Source organism: candidate division WOR-1 bacterium RIFOXYB2_FULL_36_35, from assembly GCA_001771505.1.
GTDB lineage: Bacteria > Margulisbacteria > WOR-1 > XYC2-FULL-46-14 > XYC2-FULL-37-10 > XYB2-FULL-36-35.
The window spans coordinates 1-14263 of record MEUA01000012.1 but is presented as its reverse complement, the minus strand read 5'-3'; the positions used below and the strand labels follow the sequence as shown (position 1 = coordinate 14263).

General features: G+C 35.2%; 17 protein-coding genes. 12 read left to right on the top strand and 5 right to left on the bottom strand.

Going from position 1 to position 14263, the window contains the following annotated elements; genetic code table 11:
- Positions 1–246: 246 nt before the first annotated feature.
- Both A2290_02925 and A2290_02920 read left to right on the top strand, forming a co-directional pair.
- On the top strand, positions 247–1593 hold the full coding sequence (locus tag A2290_02925) for a 3-phosphoshikimate 1-carboxyvinyltransferase (protein OGC16189.1): 1347 nt from the start codon (positions 247–249) through the stop codon (positions 1591–1593).
- A gap of 39 nt (positions 1594–1632) precedes the next feature.
- A complete protein-coding gene (locus A2290_02920) occupies positions 1633–1968 on the top strand; it encodes a hypothetical protein (GenBank protein OGC16188.1) in 336 nt (111 codons plus the stop codon).
- A 67-nt stretch (positions 1969–2035) separates the two neighbouring features.
- Here A2290_02920 and A2290_02915 read toward each other — a convergent pair whose 3' ends face one another.
- The 3 genes from A2290_02915 to A2290_02905 are packed head-to-tail and all read right to left on the bottom strand — an operon-like array spanning position 2036 to position 3978.
- Entirely contained in the window at positions 2036–2749 is a 714-nt protein-coding gene (locus A2290_02915; GenBank protein OGC16187.1) for a hypothetical protein, read from the bottom strand.
- Positions 2727–3323, bottom strand: coding sequence for a hypothetical protein (locus tag A2290_02910; protein OGC16186.1), 597 nt, complete (start codon positions 3321–3323; stop codon positions 2727–2729). The genes A2290_02915 and A2290_02910 overlap by 23 nt, the downstream gene beginning before the upstream one ends.
- Positions 3324–3375: 52 nt before the next feature.
- The gene (locus tag A2290_02905; GenBank protein OGC16185.1) at positions 3376–3978 is read right to left on the bottom strand and encodes a hypothetical protein; all 603 of its coding nucleotides are present in this window, start codon (positions 3976–3978) and stop codon (positions 3376–3378) included.
- Between the two features lie 100 nt (positions 3979–4078).
- Here A2290_02905 and A2290_02900 point away from each other — a divergent pair, with 100 nt between their 5' ends.
- On the top strand, positions 4079–4543 hold the full coding sequence (locus tag A2290_02900; protein ID OGC16184.1) for a hypothetical protein: 465 nt from the start codon (positions 4079–4081) through the stop codon (positions 4541–4543).
- 404 nt (positions 4544–4947) lie between these two features.
- On the opposite strand, the gene A2290_02895 is transcribed toward A2290_02900, so the two are convergent.
- Positions 4948–6324, bottom strand: coding sequence for a chromosomal replication initiation protein DnaA (locus A2290_02895; GenBank protein OGC16191.1), 1377 nt, complete (start codon positions 6322–6324; stop codon positions 4948–4950).
- A gap of 285 nt (positions 6325–6609) precedes the next feature.
- Between A2290_02895 and A2290_02890 the strand changes: the two genes are divergently transcribed.
- The 7 genes from A2290_02890 to A2290_02860 all read left to right on the top strand — a co-directional run bounded on the left by A2290_02890 (position 6610) and on the right by A2290_02860 (position 11218).
- Positions 6610–6747, top strand: coding sequence for a 50S ribosomal protein L34 (locus A2290_02890; protein ID OGC16183.1), 138 nt, complete (start codon positions 6610–6612; stop codon positions 6745–6747).
- Positions 6744–7061 carry a ribonuclease P protein component gene (locus A2290_02885; GenBank protein OGC16182.1) on the top strand — a complete coding sequence of 106 codons (318 nt, stop codon included), beginning with the start codon at positions 6744–6746 and terminating at the stop codon, positions 7059–7061. Before A2290_02890 ends, A2290_02885 begins: the two co-directional genes overlap by 4 nt.
- Positions 7057–7257, top strand: coding sequence for a membrane protein insertion efficiency factor YidD (locus A2290_02880; protein ID OGC16190.1), 201 nt, complete (start codon positions 7057–7059; stop codon positions 7255–7257). Before A2290_02885 ends, A2290_02880 begins: the two co-directional genes overlap by 5 nt.
- Entirely contained in the window at positions 7254–7904 is a 651-nt protein-coding gene (locus tag A2290_02875) for a hypothetical protein (protein OGC16181.1), read from the top strand. The genes A2290_02880 and A2290_02875 overlap by 4 nt, the downstream gene beginning before the upstream one ends.
- A 67-nt stretch (positions 7905–7971) precedes the next feature.
- Entirely contained in the window at positions 7972–8595 is a 624-nt protein-coding gene (locus tag A2290_02870) for a hypothetical protein (GenBank protein OGC16180.1), read from the top strand.
- Between the two features lie 197 nt (positions 8596–8792).
- Positions 8793–10109, top strand: a complete 1317-nt coding sequence (locus A2290_02865; GenBank protein ID OGC16179.1) for a tRNA uridine-5-carboxymethylaminomethyl(34) synthesis GTPase MnmE — start codon at positions 8793–8795, stop codon at positions 10107–10109.
- 254 nt (positions 10110–10363) lie between these two features.
- A complete protein-coding gene (locus tag A2290_02860) occupies positions 10364–11218 on the top strand; it encodes a bifunctional methylenetetrahydrofolate dehydrogenase/methenyltetrahydrofolate cyclohydrolase (GenBank protein OGC16178.1) in 855 nt (284 codons plus the stop codon).
- Between the two features lie 266 nt (positions 11219–11484).
- On the opposite strand, the gene A2290_02855 is transcribed toward A2290_02860, so the two are convergent.
- Positions 11485–11673, bottom strand: a complete 189-nt coding sequence (locus tag A2290_02855) for a hypothetical protein (protein OGC16177.1) — start codon at positions 11671–11673, stop codon at positions 11485–11487.
- A 7-nt stretch (positions 11674–11680) separates the two neighbouring features.
- Between A2290_02855 and A2290_02850 the strand changes: the two genes are divergently transcribed.
- Complete coding sequence (locus tag A2290_02850) at positions 11681–12370, top strand: hypothetical protein (protein OGC16176.1); 690 nt, start codon at positions 11681–11683, stop codon at positions 12368–12370.
- 519 nt (positions 12371–12889) lie between these two features.
- Entirely contained in the window at positions 12890–13876 is a 987-nt protein-coding gene (locus A2290_02845; protein ID OGC16175.1) for a hypothetical protein, read from the top strand.
- Positions 13877–14263: the final 387 nt, after the last annotated feature.

The window sequence follows — 14263 nt, the reverse complement described above, 5'->3', positions numbered from 1 at the left end:
TACCAAAGATACGTCCCCAGACGATTTTATCTCTTCAAAGCTTCTATATAACTCTTTTATCGGGCTTCTTTCTATTGTCTTCTCCAAATCAAAAGATACTACCTTTTTATATATCATTTCATAAGAACATAAGTTTGGGCTGTGCCCTCACGCTTTTTCCTGCCTATGTCTCCTTACTTCGCTTTCGAAAAATAAGTCATGAAGTTTCAACTAAATTTCTAAAATTCATTATGCTATACTTATTTCATGCCTAAACAGTTAAAAATCTCCCCCGTGCAAGGGCTACAAGGTGAAGTTTCGCTTCCAGGCGACAAGTCGATTTCCCATCGCGCGATCATGTTGAGCTCGCTGGCAAGCGGAGAAAGCATTCTCCACAATTTTCTACAGTCTGAAGATTGCATCGCAACCGCCAATTGCTTCCGTGAAATGGGGATACAAATAAAGTTTGAAGGAGATAAAGCTTTTGTCGTCGGCAAAGGATTGCAAGGGCTTTTCCGACCAAGTAAAACTCTTGATGTTGGCAATTCCGGCACAACAATGCGGCTCCTTTCCGGAATGCTTGCAGGGCAAAAATTTGAATCACAAATTACTGGCGACTCTTCAATACAAAAAAGACCGATGAAAAGGATTATAGCGCCTCTCTCTCTTATGGGAGCAAAAATAGAAGGAATTCAAGGGGCTAAAAATGAGATATTCCCTCCGCTTAAAATCACAGGAACCAAACTTTCGGGAATTGAGTATAATTTAAAGGTTGCTTCCGCGCAGGTCAAGTCAGCAATACTTCTTGCAGGCCTTTATGCAGGCGGGCAAACAACTATCATTGAACCCATCCAGACGAGAGACCATACCGAGAGAATGTTCGGTTTTTTTGGCATCAATTTAACGCGGTTTAATAGAGAAATTTCCATAGAAGCCCCAAATGATTTTGTGGGTCGAGAAATTTTTGTTCCGGGAGATATTTCTTCCGCCGCCTATTTTATCGTGTCCGCGCTTATCGTTCCAAATTCTAATATTACTATTAAAAATATCGGAACAAATCCTACAAGGACAGGGTTTCTCCAAGTTTTAAAAAAAATGGGCGCACAAATTGAGATTGCAGACGAAGAGGTTTTATCGGGAGAACCGAGAGCCACAATTAAAATTAGAAAGCAGATCGTAGCGACACAAAATCTTGTGCCGTCTGCAGGGTTGAAAGGGATCGAAATTGGTGGGGAGATAATTCCAAATATAATTGATGAGATTCCTATTCTTGCGGTTTTGGCGACACAGGCTGAAGGGATCACAATTATAAAAGATGCAGTGGAACTTCGTGTGAAAGAGAGCGACAGGATAAAGACAACAGTTTCCGAGCTTAAAAAGATGGGCGCTGATATTTCCGAAAAAGAGGATGGGATGGTAATTCACGGACCAACAAAATTAAAAGGGGCAAAAATCCAAAGCTATGGAGACCACAGGATAGCAATGTCAACCGCCATTGCAGGACTTGTTGCGGAGAGCGAAACAATAATAGAAGAAGCTGCTTGCATTGAGACTTCTTTCCCAGGATTTGAAGCGCGGATTCAACAATTGATTACTAATAGCTTATATATCTAAAAAATCGTAGGTACACAAGACTTATAAATTGGAGGAAATATGTTATCAATTTTTTTCTTAGCGTTAATATTTTCTATGTTGGCAGTTTTAATGTTAAAGCCAACTATTTTTGCATTTAAAATTTTTCCTAAAGCAGTTAAAGCCCGCCTTTTAGTTTTATTTTTACTTATTTCTATTGCTTCAAGTTGTTTTTTTGTTTCTTTATTTATAGAACGAGCCAGAATGCCTTATAACGAGCTCGGCAGATATTTTGATAGCGATCATGTAGTTGTGTATTTTGAACAAGCAAAGGAAATTTATGGAATTTTTGCTTTTCTCTCTTTAGTCTCTACTATGGTTATTTTATATGCTATTTACAAAACGAATAAAAAATGAAATGGATTATAAACGCAGGCATATATAATCCTCTAAAAATCATTCGCATAAAAATAGGATAAAAAAACTATACAAATCTTCTGATTTCTGAAAGAAGGATATTTTTAAAATCTTTTATTATCCGTTGATGCCCTTGGGGTAAAAATTGCGACAACTCATTTTTAAACCCTATTTTTGTCTTCTCAACAATCGGCAATATCCTTTTTAGAATGTTTTTTTCAGGAATAAGGTTGGCTCTAAGCATAAAATAAAGATCAAAAAAATCTCTTGGTTTCTGCCGATTAAGCAATGCTTCTATTTTTTCAGAAATTAACTCCTCTTTTTTAAGGGAAACAATTGTATAAGAACTAATATAAGGATTCTCAATTAAAACAATTTCTCCTTTTGGCGTTTTTTTTCTACTTGATAACTCAAATGAAATTGTAAAAGCATGACTTATCAATTTCACGCTTATTATTGCCAAAAACCCGCCGGAAGTCATTTTCGATTCTTCTATATCTATTTTAAGCCCCTCAGCCTCCAGCTTCAAAAAAGTCCCTTCCAATAAATTTTCTATGGTCTGTTTATGGATGTTAGGAGCAGAAAAATCTAAGTCTTCAGAAAACCGCGGGCTACGATAAACAATTCTTAATGCCGTCCCACCTTTAAATAAAACAGATTCTGATTTTTCCTGCAAATAAAAATAATGTAAAAATAGATTTTGTACATATTCTCTTGCAACATTAAGTAAACTTGTTTGTGTTTTTATCGCTAATTCTTTAATTTGTTGTTCTGATAACATTTTTTATCCACTCCAAAAACGGTTGCTTGCCAAAAAGCGAGACATAGGAAAACAGCTTTTTTTTATTTATATTCTTTATATTTAGCCTGTCATTCATCGTTTTCTTTTTAAGAAATATATAATAAAAATAATCTGCCAAGGCTTTTTCTTTTTCTGCAATTTGAATTTTTTCATCGCCAACCTTTATTAGTTTATATCCTGTAAAAGCATTCCTCTTTATTTTGTGATAAATAAAATTTTGTCCGTTAACCACAAAGCTTCTTGTTGTTCGTGTCGTAACAGATGTATGGGAATAAACAATTTCTGGAATTATATTATAATAGGAAAGCGCCGTTTCAAAGGAAATATATGATGGCTCATACAGTTTGTTCGCAATAAAATATGATGACGGCATTTTATTCTTTAATGCGTACAAACCGCCTTTAAGTCTTACAAAAAGCCCCTTTTTGGTATATCTTTCCAAAAGTTTTTGTGCGGCTATTTTGGATATCCCCAAAAGCCTCTTAAATTCAACCTTTGAAAAGACCAGAAAACCGCTTTCTAACACCTTAGCTTGTATTTCTATCAGTTTCATTTTTCTACCATATATGGTAGATTATTGAAACGGCATTGTCAAGCGGTTCCCTCTAAAAATCATTCACATAAAGATATGATAAAAGGTCAACCAGTAATTTTATGCCTATAAAAACAATGAGGACAAAAATAGAATGTGCGGCAGAGGGGAATGTCCATAAAACAAAAACAGAGAGAAGAAGAGCTCCCAAGTCAGGATAAGATGCCTTTATAAGTTCCAAAGAGGCGGAAAGCTTTTGCCCGTCAGTTGTCTTTTGAAAACCTCTATCCTTTATAAAATCGGAAACAAACCTTATAAGATAAGAGAAGAAGGCGGCAATACCCGCAAGTCCAACCTGCTTTATATAAGAAACAAAAGCAACCGCAAAATTATTTAAATTATAAACTCCCGAATAAGCAAAATAAAGATTCATAATTAAAGATAAAAACAATGCCTGAAAGCCCAAAAAATAAGAGATTAAAAGATAGAGCTGTGTGTTTTTATCCTGCATCAAAGAAAATTTTGCGCTCTGGAACAAGACAATAATGCAAGCTTCAAACCAAAAGAAAAATATTACAGAAAAAAGATCCCATTTTTGAAACAAAACTCCGTATAAAGGTAAAAGATACGCGAATAATATACTACCAATCGAAAAAACATGTTTCAGATTTTTCATAAGCGTTTCCTCCTGCGAAAAAAATCAGCCCTTGACGCATTTTACCATTTAAGGTTAAATTGTCCCAGATGGAGATTTAACTTTGAAGGGGGAATGACAAATGGGTGCAATAAAAGATTTGCTGGATAAGGCATTTAAAATGTATTGCAAAATGTTTGGCGGCGGAGAAGATTATTGGGAAAAAACTATGGGTCTTGAAAAAGGTGAATATCCAGTCCAAACATGGAATGCACAATACGATGTCGATATCTCTGCTGGAAAACAGATTGGGGGAGCTCTTTTAGGAATAAAACATAGAGGAAAAAACCTTTTAGTTGGAATTACAAATAATGATAGATTTGCCATAGCCGAAGTAGAAGATAAAGAAAATGAGCCTCTTGTTTTTAATAAAACAAACAAGCCTAAAATAGAAGAGACGAAAGACAGGAAATTAAGCGGAAGGATGGCAACCACAAAAGGTCATGAAAAAGCAAAGTCGCTGACCGTTTTTTGGGATGAGGATGAAGTTAGAATCGCCGTTCCAGAATCTGCGGCGGAGCAGATTTTAGCATGGGTTAATTCTTAGTTTAAGGGATGGAATATTTCATGACAAATATAAATTATTATGAAGCTACTTATTACTCCTAGTTATCTATCCTCTTATTTTGTAAAAATACAACTCTTATAAAATTTCTTCTATAATAATATATTAAAAATTAGTAGTAGTAAGAGCTGTTGATATGTGGAAAAGTCTAATTTTTTCTGTTTATAATTTAAAAATTATTAAATCTTTTACACAACCAATTATCTGTATGTTAATAAACTTGATTATTCTTGAACTTATCTACAGCTTATTTGTTTTATATCCACAGTTTTTGGGGATAACATTTGTTTATTATCGAAGCTTTTAGAAAAAAAGCCTTTAGTCTACAAAGCAACCTATAGCTTTTAAGCGGTAATAGTTGGGTACATCGGAATGAAGAATTGGGTTTAGAGAATAGCAGTTGAGTTTAAGTATTTTTTTAAGTTTATTTTTATGTTTTTAACAGCTTCTGTTATATCTTTATCTATTTTTAAGGCGTTTTTTATTTTTTCATAAGCGTGAAGGACAGTTGTATGATCTCTCCCACCAAACTCCTCCCCTATCTTTGGTAAAGAACCTTCGGTCAACTCCCGACATAAAAACATGGCTACTTGTCTTGCAGTTGCAATCTCTTTTGTTCTTATTTTTGCTGACATATCATCAATTTTTACACTATAATATTCGGCTGTCGCTTTTTTAATTGAGTCTGCTGATATAGAAGTCTTTGTTTTTACAGGAGAGACAAGGTCTTTTAAAACTTGCTCGACAAGAGAAATTGAGATATCTGTATTTGATAAAGAGGCGAAAGCAACAACTCGTATTAAGGCCCCTTCCAGTTCTCTAATGTTGGTGTCGATTTTTGAGGCGATAAATTGCGTTACTTCATCCGGAACAGTTAAATCTACAAGTTCTGCTTTTTTTCTTAATATTGCGATTCTTGTTTCAAAATCTGGAGACTGAATATCTGCAATTAAGCCCCATTCAAACCGAGATCGTAATCTATCTTCTAATGTTGGAATTTCTTTTGGTGGCCGGTCAGAACTTACAATTATTTGTTTGTTAGCTGAGTGAAGAGTATTGAATGTATGAAAAAATTCTTCTTGTGTCCTCTCCTTGCCTGCTAAAAATTGTATGTCATCGACCATCAAAAGATCTATGTTTCTGTATTTATTCCTAAAATCTTGCATTTTTCCTTGTTGGATAGATGTAATTAATTCATTAGTGAACATTTCACAGGTTATATAGAGTACACGAACCTTGGAATTTTTCTTTAGAACACTATATCCGACCGCCTGCATTAAATGTGTCTTTCCGAGCCCTACCCCACCATAAACAAATAAAGGATTGTAAGCTGTCGCCGGAGCCGCAGCTACAGCTAACGCTGCCGCATGCGCGAATCTGTTTCCGTTTCCAACAACAAACATATCGAACGTATATCTTGGATTTAAGTAAGCAAATTGAACGCTTCTTGCCACATGATCATTCTCCTCAGATATTCTTCCCTGAGTATCTAATGTTGGCGTCTGAAATAAATTTGTATGGCCTGAAGTAAAGATTATTTTTTGAATTTGAGGATATATTGACTGAATTTCTGCTTCTAAAATTGTTATGCAATGCTTGGAAAGCCACTCTTTTATTACATCATGAGGGATACCAATCTCTAAAACATTATCTTTAAATGCTATCGGTTTTGTTGAAGAAACTAGTGTTTCATAAATTGGCTTATTAACACTCTTTTCAATAGATGGCAAGAGTTCTGACCATATTTTGTGAATATCTAATATATCATTCACTTTTTGCACACCTTATCCACAATAATTATCCACACCTTTTTACTGGTTATCAACAGAGTTATCCACAGCAGTTTTGATTAAATGTATTGATAAGTTATCATATTATAAAGATATTGAGATCCCCTACCCCGTCTTAATAATTTTTTATCAATAATTAATTTCGACATAATGTTACCATCAATCCCTTGTAATATCAAGCAGATTTATCCCTGTATCAAAAGAGAGGAATGTTTACTTATTGACATATGTAACAATATTTTTGTATAATGAAACGTTATGACAAAAAGAACTTATCAACCACATAAGGTGAGAAGAAAAAGAACTCATGGTTTTTTGGTCAGAAAAGAGACGCGTGGCGGACGAGCTGTTTTAGCAAATAGAAGAAGAAAAGGCAGAAAAAAACTATCGGTTTGAAATCCCTGAAAAATAGAGAGTTTGAAGAGGTTTATAAATCAGGAAAGAAATTTTATTCAAGTTTTTTTACTCTGTTTTTTTTATCTTCACAAGTTTTTAAATATGGACTTGTTGTTAGTAAGAAACATGGTTCATCTGTTTGTAGAAATAAAATAAAAAGACGGCTTAAAGTTATAATTGGAAAAATTGAGAGTAAATTATTGGCCCCTTGTTTTATAGTCATAATTCCTAAACGAGGAGTTGCCAGTCTTAATTTTGAGGAACTAGTTGAAAAATTTATTAATACAGCAAAAAGAGCAAAAATTATACATTAGATTTATTTTGTTTTTTATTGCTCTTTATAGAAAAATATCTATATTTAAACCTCAGGCTTGTAGGTATTATCCTACTTGTTCTCAGTATGCTTATGAAGCAGTGCAACAATATGGAGCAAAAGGTGTTTTTATTGCTCTCATGAGAATTTTAAGATGTAATCCATTTTTTAGAGGGGGCTTTGATCCATTAAAATGAGTTGGCTTATTGATATAATGTTGGCCGGTTTAAATTTTTTCTACTCCTATACTGGAAACTATGGTTTTTCTATAATTTTTCTTACAATATTGATCAATATGGCTCTTTATCCTCTTACTTTATCCTCTATTGTTCAAATGTCTGCGCTACAAAAGATTCAACCAAAAATTCAAGAAATACAGAAAAAATTTAAAGAAAAGCCGGCAGAACTCCAAAAAGCGTTGTCAGAAATATATAAAAATGAAAAAGTCAACCCATTTGGCGGTTGTTTGCCGATGCTATTAAAAATTCCTTTTTTTATAGGTTTTTTTATGGCCTTACAAAGTACTCAGTTTAAATCAATTATTGCTGATCCATCTGTAAATTCTTCTTTTTTATGGATAGCAAACTTAGCAAAACCGGATCCTACCTATACAATGATTATATTAATTGCCATATCAACGTATCTATCTCAAAAATCGATGCCTAATGCAGCAAGTAATCAGCAAATGGCCGGATTTAACATGTTTATGCCAATTTTTATTGCTTTTGTAAGTATATCTTTTCCTGCAGGGGTTCAGCTATATTGGATTGCCTCAAGCTTGGTGGGGGCTGCCCAGCAATTTTTTATAATGAAGTACGTTGTTTTGAAAAAAGAGAGTTTTTAAAATTAGTTTATTTGTTACAATGTTTCACGTGAAACAATTTTATTTGTTTTTGAGAGGAGAATAAATTATGAAAAAGATTAAAATAAAGGGTAAATCTGTAGATGAGGCTAAGGCGAATGGGTTAAAAATATTGGGAATTAGTGAGGATGAGGCTGTTATACAAATTTTAAAAGAGGGAAAGCCTGGGGTTTTAGGGGTTTTTGGCGGAGAAGAGGGCGAAGTTGAGATAAGAGAAAAAATTTCCATAGGGGAGGACGCTAAAAATATACTTCAGGAGCTTATAAATGGACTCTCCTTAATGGCTTTGGCTGAGTTTGTCTCTGAAGAGGATAATTCGGTAGCATTAGAGGTTAAGGGGGAGGATTTGGGGAAGATTATAGGAAAAGAGGGGGGGATGTTAAAGGCTTTGCAGCTTCTCGTTTCTGCTATGGTTAGTAGAGATTTTGAGAGGAGAATCTATGTTAATATTGATGCTGGGGGGTATAGAGAGAAGCATGAGCAAGCTCTTTGCAGGATAGCAAAAGATGCTGCAAAAGATGTTGAAGACTCTGGGGTAGAAAAGATGTTGCCTCCAATGTCCTCCGGAGATAGAAGAATTATTCATATTGCATTAAAAGAAAATTCTAATATTAAGACTTATAGTGAGGGAGAGGGGCCTGAGAGGCGTTTAATTATAGCACCTAATAAATGATTGTTAGGTATTGTTTGTGTGTTGATTAAAGGCGAGGGGTTGTTTTCTCGCCTTTTGTTTTTAGGCATTGTTGCAAAATATAAGATTTTGGTAGTTTTTATCATACTGAGTTTGTTTATGGTTTTATGAAATCTGCTTTGAGTTTAAGGGTTTGCTATGACAACCAAGGTTGGATTTGTATGGATGGTGTATTGTGTATGGACTTGGATTTTAATGATACTATAGCTGCGATTTCTACCCCCTTGGGTTTTGGCGGGATTGGAGTTGTTAGAATCAGTGGGCCGCAAGCTTTTTCTATTGCTGTGAGTATTTCGGATATAAAAATGCCAGAATCTCATAGGGCTTATCATAAGTGGCTTTCAGGTAATATTGATGAAGTTGTAATAACCTTTTTTCGTTCTCCCAAAAGTTATACAGGAGAAGATATTGTTGAAATTTCCTGTCATGGCAGTCCTGTTGTTGTCCGACGTCTTTTGGCTCTGATTTTGGCTAATGGGGCGAGGCTGGCAGGAAGAGGGGAGTTCACGAAAAGAGCTTTTTTAAATAATAAAATTGATTTAATGCAGGCAGAATCTGTTTTATCATTAGTCTCTGCTCAATCCGAAGCCATTGCTGATTTATCTACAGCCCAGCTTCATGGTAAGCTATCAGCAGAAATTAACGCCCTTAAAGATAGTCTTGTTTCTATTTTATCAGAAGTGCAAGCCTCGATAGATTTTCCGGATGATTTTGGCCCTCTTGATCCTTTAGAGAAAAAAATAGCTGATTTTATAAATACCTTGGATTTAATTTTATCTAATTGTTCGTATGGTAAGCTTATTAGAAATGGAGTAAATGTTGTTATTGCCGGTAAGCCTAATGTTGGAAAATCCAGTTTATTGAATGCTTTATTGCGAGAGAGCAGGGCAATTGTCACGGCTATTCCTGGGACTACCAGGGATGCAATTGTTGAGGGGTTGAATATTAAGGGTTTTCAGTTTAATATTATTGATACAGCAGGAATTAGAAAGACTAACGAGTTTATTGAGCAACAAGGGATTAATATTGCTAAAAAATATATTGAATTGGCAGATCTTGTTCTTTTGGTTTTGGATGTCTCGCAGCCTTTAGATGCAATGGATGATGAGATGCTTGATTTGATAAAAAACAGAGAGAGTATAAAGGTTCTTAATAAGATAGATTTGGGGGTTGTTTTAACGCAGGAAGGGGTTAAGGTCTCTGCGTTTAAAGGGATGGGTATTTTGGAGTTAGAAGAGGCCATGCTTGACTTTGTTATTACGAAGAAGGGAAATAATTCAGATGTTGTTTTGACTACAGAAAGACAGGCAGATTGTTTAAATAAGGCAAAAGGAATATTGCAGGAAATAATAAAGGATATTACTATTAAAGTATCTATGGATATTGTTTCTGTTAAAATTCAAGAAGCAATTGAAGCCTTGGATGAAATGTCAGGGATAAGGGTGGGGGATGAAGTGTTAGATAGAATTTTCTCTCAGTTTTGTGTTGGCAAGTGAACCTCTAAGCTCATGCAAAAAATTTTTGGCGTGAGTGCCGTGGTAAAAAATATTATCTTTTTATGGGTAAAATGTTTCACGTGAAACATTTTACTCCGATTATGAAATCAGGGTTCATAATCGAGCAGAATTCTGGCGGAGGGGTGGAAATTTCCTCTTGGTGGGCAGGGATAAAAATTTTTAAAAATTAGATAGTTAAAAAGTTGATTTATAGATGAAAATAATATATTTTTGAAAGGAGCTGTGGATAAGTTATGAGCCAAATAATTGATGGGAAGGGGATTGCTTTAAAGCTTAGAGATGTGTTGAGTGTCGAGGTGGAAAAATTAAAAAGAGAGAAAGGGGTTGCGCCAAAGCTTTGTGTTATTCTGGTGGGAGATGACCCTGCTTCTCAGCTTTATGTTAGAAATAAAGAGAAGGGCTGTATTGCTGCCGGAATTGACTCTGAGACCCTTCGTTTTCCTTTTAATATCAAGGAAAATGAGCTTATTTCTGTTGTTGAAGAATTAAATTCTGATAAATCTGTTCATGGAATTTTGGTGCAATTGCCTTTGCCGGTTGGGGTTAATGAAAAAAAGGTATTGGAAAAGATATTGCCACAAAAAGATGTTGATGGCTTTCATATTGAAAACCTGGGGAGATTGTTTCGGGGCGAGGCTCCGCTATTTGTTCCTTGTACTCCAAAAGGGGTTATGGAGTTAATCTTATCCACAGGTGTGGATATCTCTGGGAAGGAGGCTGTTGTGGTTGGGCGTAGCAATATTGTAGGTAAGCCTATGGCTATTTTATTATTAAATGCCCATGCGACTGTCACCATTTGTCATTCCAGAACAAAGAATTTAGGAGATGTTGTTAGGCGAGGGGATATAGTTGTTGCGGCGGTTGGAAAAGCAAATATTATCACGGGAGAGATGATTAAGCTTGGCGCTATTGTAATTGATGTTGGTATGAATAGGGTAGGCGACAGATTTTGTGGAGATGTCGATTTTGACTCAGTAAAGGGAAAAGCCTCTTTTGTAACTCCTGTTCCGGGAGGGGTTGGCCCTATGACGATTGCAATGTTGCTTAGAAATGTAGTGGAGGGGGCCAAAAGGACAATATCAGGGTGAATAATTGGGATTAACGTCTTTTTGGATATATAATTAGAGGAGGAGACAAAGGATTTGTTTCAACGGCTTCTGGCAAAAAAGCTGTTCAAGTAGTATCCAAGCTGCAAGGACATAGAGCTAAGGACTAATATGGGGATCAGAAAAGCATTGACTCATAAGGTTGTCAACCCAAAGACAGGAGAGGCAGCATATATCGAAACAACAACTGAAGACACGGGCTTAAAAGAAAAAATAACCTCGCTAAAACCCTTGGGACACTAAATGTCCTAAGTCAGGAAGAATAATTCGAAAAAATAAAAAATTATGCCGCTAAGATCGGAATAGTCCATCATTTTTAAAATTCCAAAACATAAAAGTTTTTTAAAATACTTTTTATTATTTGTAGCATCAACAAAAAAATACGGTTTCAATTCTTCTGGGATAATCGGGGTGAAATTTTCAAGGTTTCTTATCAATAATAATATGCCAGGAGGATTTATGTTTAGCAGAAAGGTTATCTCTTTTCTTTTGCCTGAAATTGTTGATCGTAAAGATATTCAAAGCTTATTGAATAAAGTTATTGCCGTAGAGGGTGGCTCTGATCTTACAGAAGAGTTAATTTCTGAACTTAAAGAGTTTGGTTTTCCTGTTACAAAAAGCCGCATTTCTCAGGCTATTAAAAGCGGGGGATTACACGCTGTTTTACTTACGTTGAGTAATCAGAAAACAGATTTAAGCATGATAGAAATTCCGGAGATGATAGATATTTCTGATAAAGTTAGCATTATGAGAGGAGAAGTTACGGTTAAATTATTCAAGCAAGTCATGGGTGATTATACACCGACAGGGCATAATGCGTATAAACTTATTGCTATTCTTGACGATCCTTCAAAAGAAGCGGAAATCCTAACCTATTTAAGCTTGCTGGATGGAAGAGAATTCGCTAAACGGTTAAGTGCTCTAACCGGCAGAAAATTCAGAGTTCAAACCGAAGCGGAGTGGGAACAAGGTAGAGGTTCTTTAGTAGGAGCCAATTTTACATGGACTGAAACTAAGCATAGTGATGAAGTATTTGCTCTCCGCAGCCTGTTCCGTGGCTATCGCGGCGGCGACCTCCCAGAGAATCGATTCGGCGACAATGCGCTTCGTCTTGTCGAGGACAAAAAAAATTAAACCTTGTATTTTTGCCCCTTTACTTCCTATTGATTTATGGGTCTGTTGCGTAATGGTCATTCCCGTGAAAACGGGAATCTATTTCTCAAAAAACAACCCCGATTATTATAATCGGGGTTAAGATGGATCCCCGCTTTCGCGGGGATGACAAATTGCAAAAACTATCATTACGCAACAAGCCCTTTATGGGGTAGAGGGGTTTGTTTTTTAGAAATTAAAATACTTAAAGTCAGCCTGAATTTGTATTTTCAAGGAAATATGGAGAGCGCAAATTAACCCCGATTCCCAAAGACTTCAAAGCGGTGAGCCTGCTGAATCATAATGCCATAATATTTGCCTATAGGCAAATATATTTGCCATTTTTTTTGCCTTATGGTTAAATTTAAGGTATGTTAAAAAGATACCTTTTTGATGAAATAATGACAGATTTGAAGAAAAACCATTGGAGCAGAATACAAAAATCCATCATATTATAATTGGGATTTTAAAGATGATAGGCGTGATATCATAAGTTCTTCCTTGGAATCAACCTCAGATATTATAATCCTTGATGAAATCCATAAATATAAAAAATGGAAAACCTTAGTAAAAGGTTTTTATGATAAATTTAAAGATGACCGCGATATTACTGTCACTGGAAGTTCTCGCCTTGATATTTACAGGCGCGGAGGTGATTCCCTGCAGGGGAGGTATCATTATTACAGACTCCACCCCTTTACATTGGCGGAAGTTTTGGGTAGAAAAAACAATTTAATTCCGAGTACCGCAATAAATTTTGAGTCAACAAAAGAATCTTGGAAAATATTAAACAATTTGTTGAAATATGGAGGATTTCCTGAGCCGTTTATTGCGCAGGATGAAAAAACTGCAAGGCGTTGGCAAAACGAAAGAATTGAACGCATGTTTAGAGAAGATATAAGAGATGTTGAGATAATAAGAGATTTAGGCTCGATGGAGATATTAGGATCACTGCTTCCAGAAAAAGCCTCAGGGCTATTGTCCATAAATTCTCTTCGCGAAGACCTTGAAGTAAGCCATAAAGCTGTAACAAACTGGATAAACCTTCTTGAAAAATTTTATTATCATTTTAGAATTTATCCATTTTCAGGGAAAAAAATTCGTTCTTTGAAAAAAGAGTCAAAAATTTATCTTTGGGATTGGTCCGAGATTAAAAATTTGGGAAAACTTTTTGAAAATTTGGTAGCCAGCCATCTTTTAAAATTAGTTCATTATCTTCACGATGCGGAAGGATATAATATAGACTTGTATTTTTTAAGAGATACAGATGGCAGGGAGGTAGATTTTTTAATAACAATAGGCCAAAAACCATGGTTTGCCGTTGAAGTGAAAACTCAAGAAAAAAACATTGCTAAGAATCTTTTGTATTTTGCAGAACGCCTTAAAATACCATATTTATATCAAGTTATTTTAGAAAAAAATATTGACAAGCGAATTGGCAATATCCGTTTGATTTCAGCCGATAAGTTTCTTTCTGGATTAGTATGAAATTATTGCTTTAACCCCGATTAGGAAATCGGGGTTAAATTGGGAGGCTAACACAAAACATTTTGCGATAAAAGTCTTCTCCTGCCTATAGTTCAAAAAATATGAAAAATTAAAAACAGGATGTTTTCATTGTTCCATCAACAAAAAATACGGCTTCAATTCTTTTGTATCATCTCCCCTGAAATTTCAATAACCTTTATTCGAAGGTATTATGAAATGATATATAAAAAGGTAGTATCCTTCAATTTAGATAAAACGGTAGAAAGAAGACCGATAAAAGAGCTATATATAAGCTTTGAAGAGATAAAATCGTCTGGGGACGTATCTTTGGTAGAAGAATTTATTGCAGATGTTATAGCCTATGGATTTCCTTTTACAAAGAATATG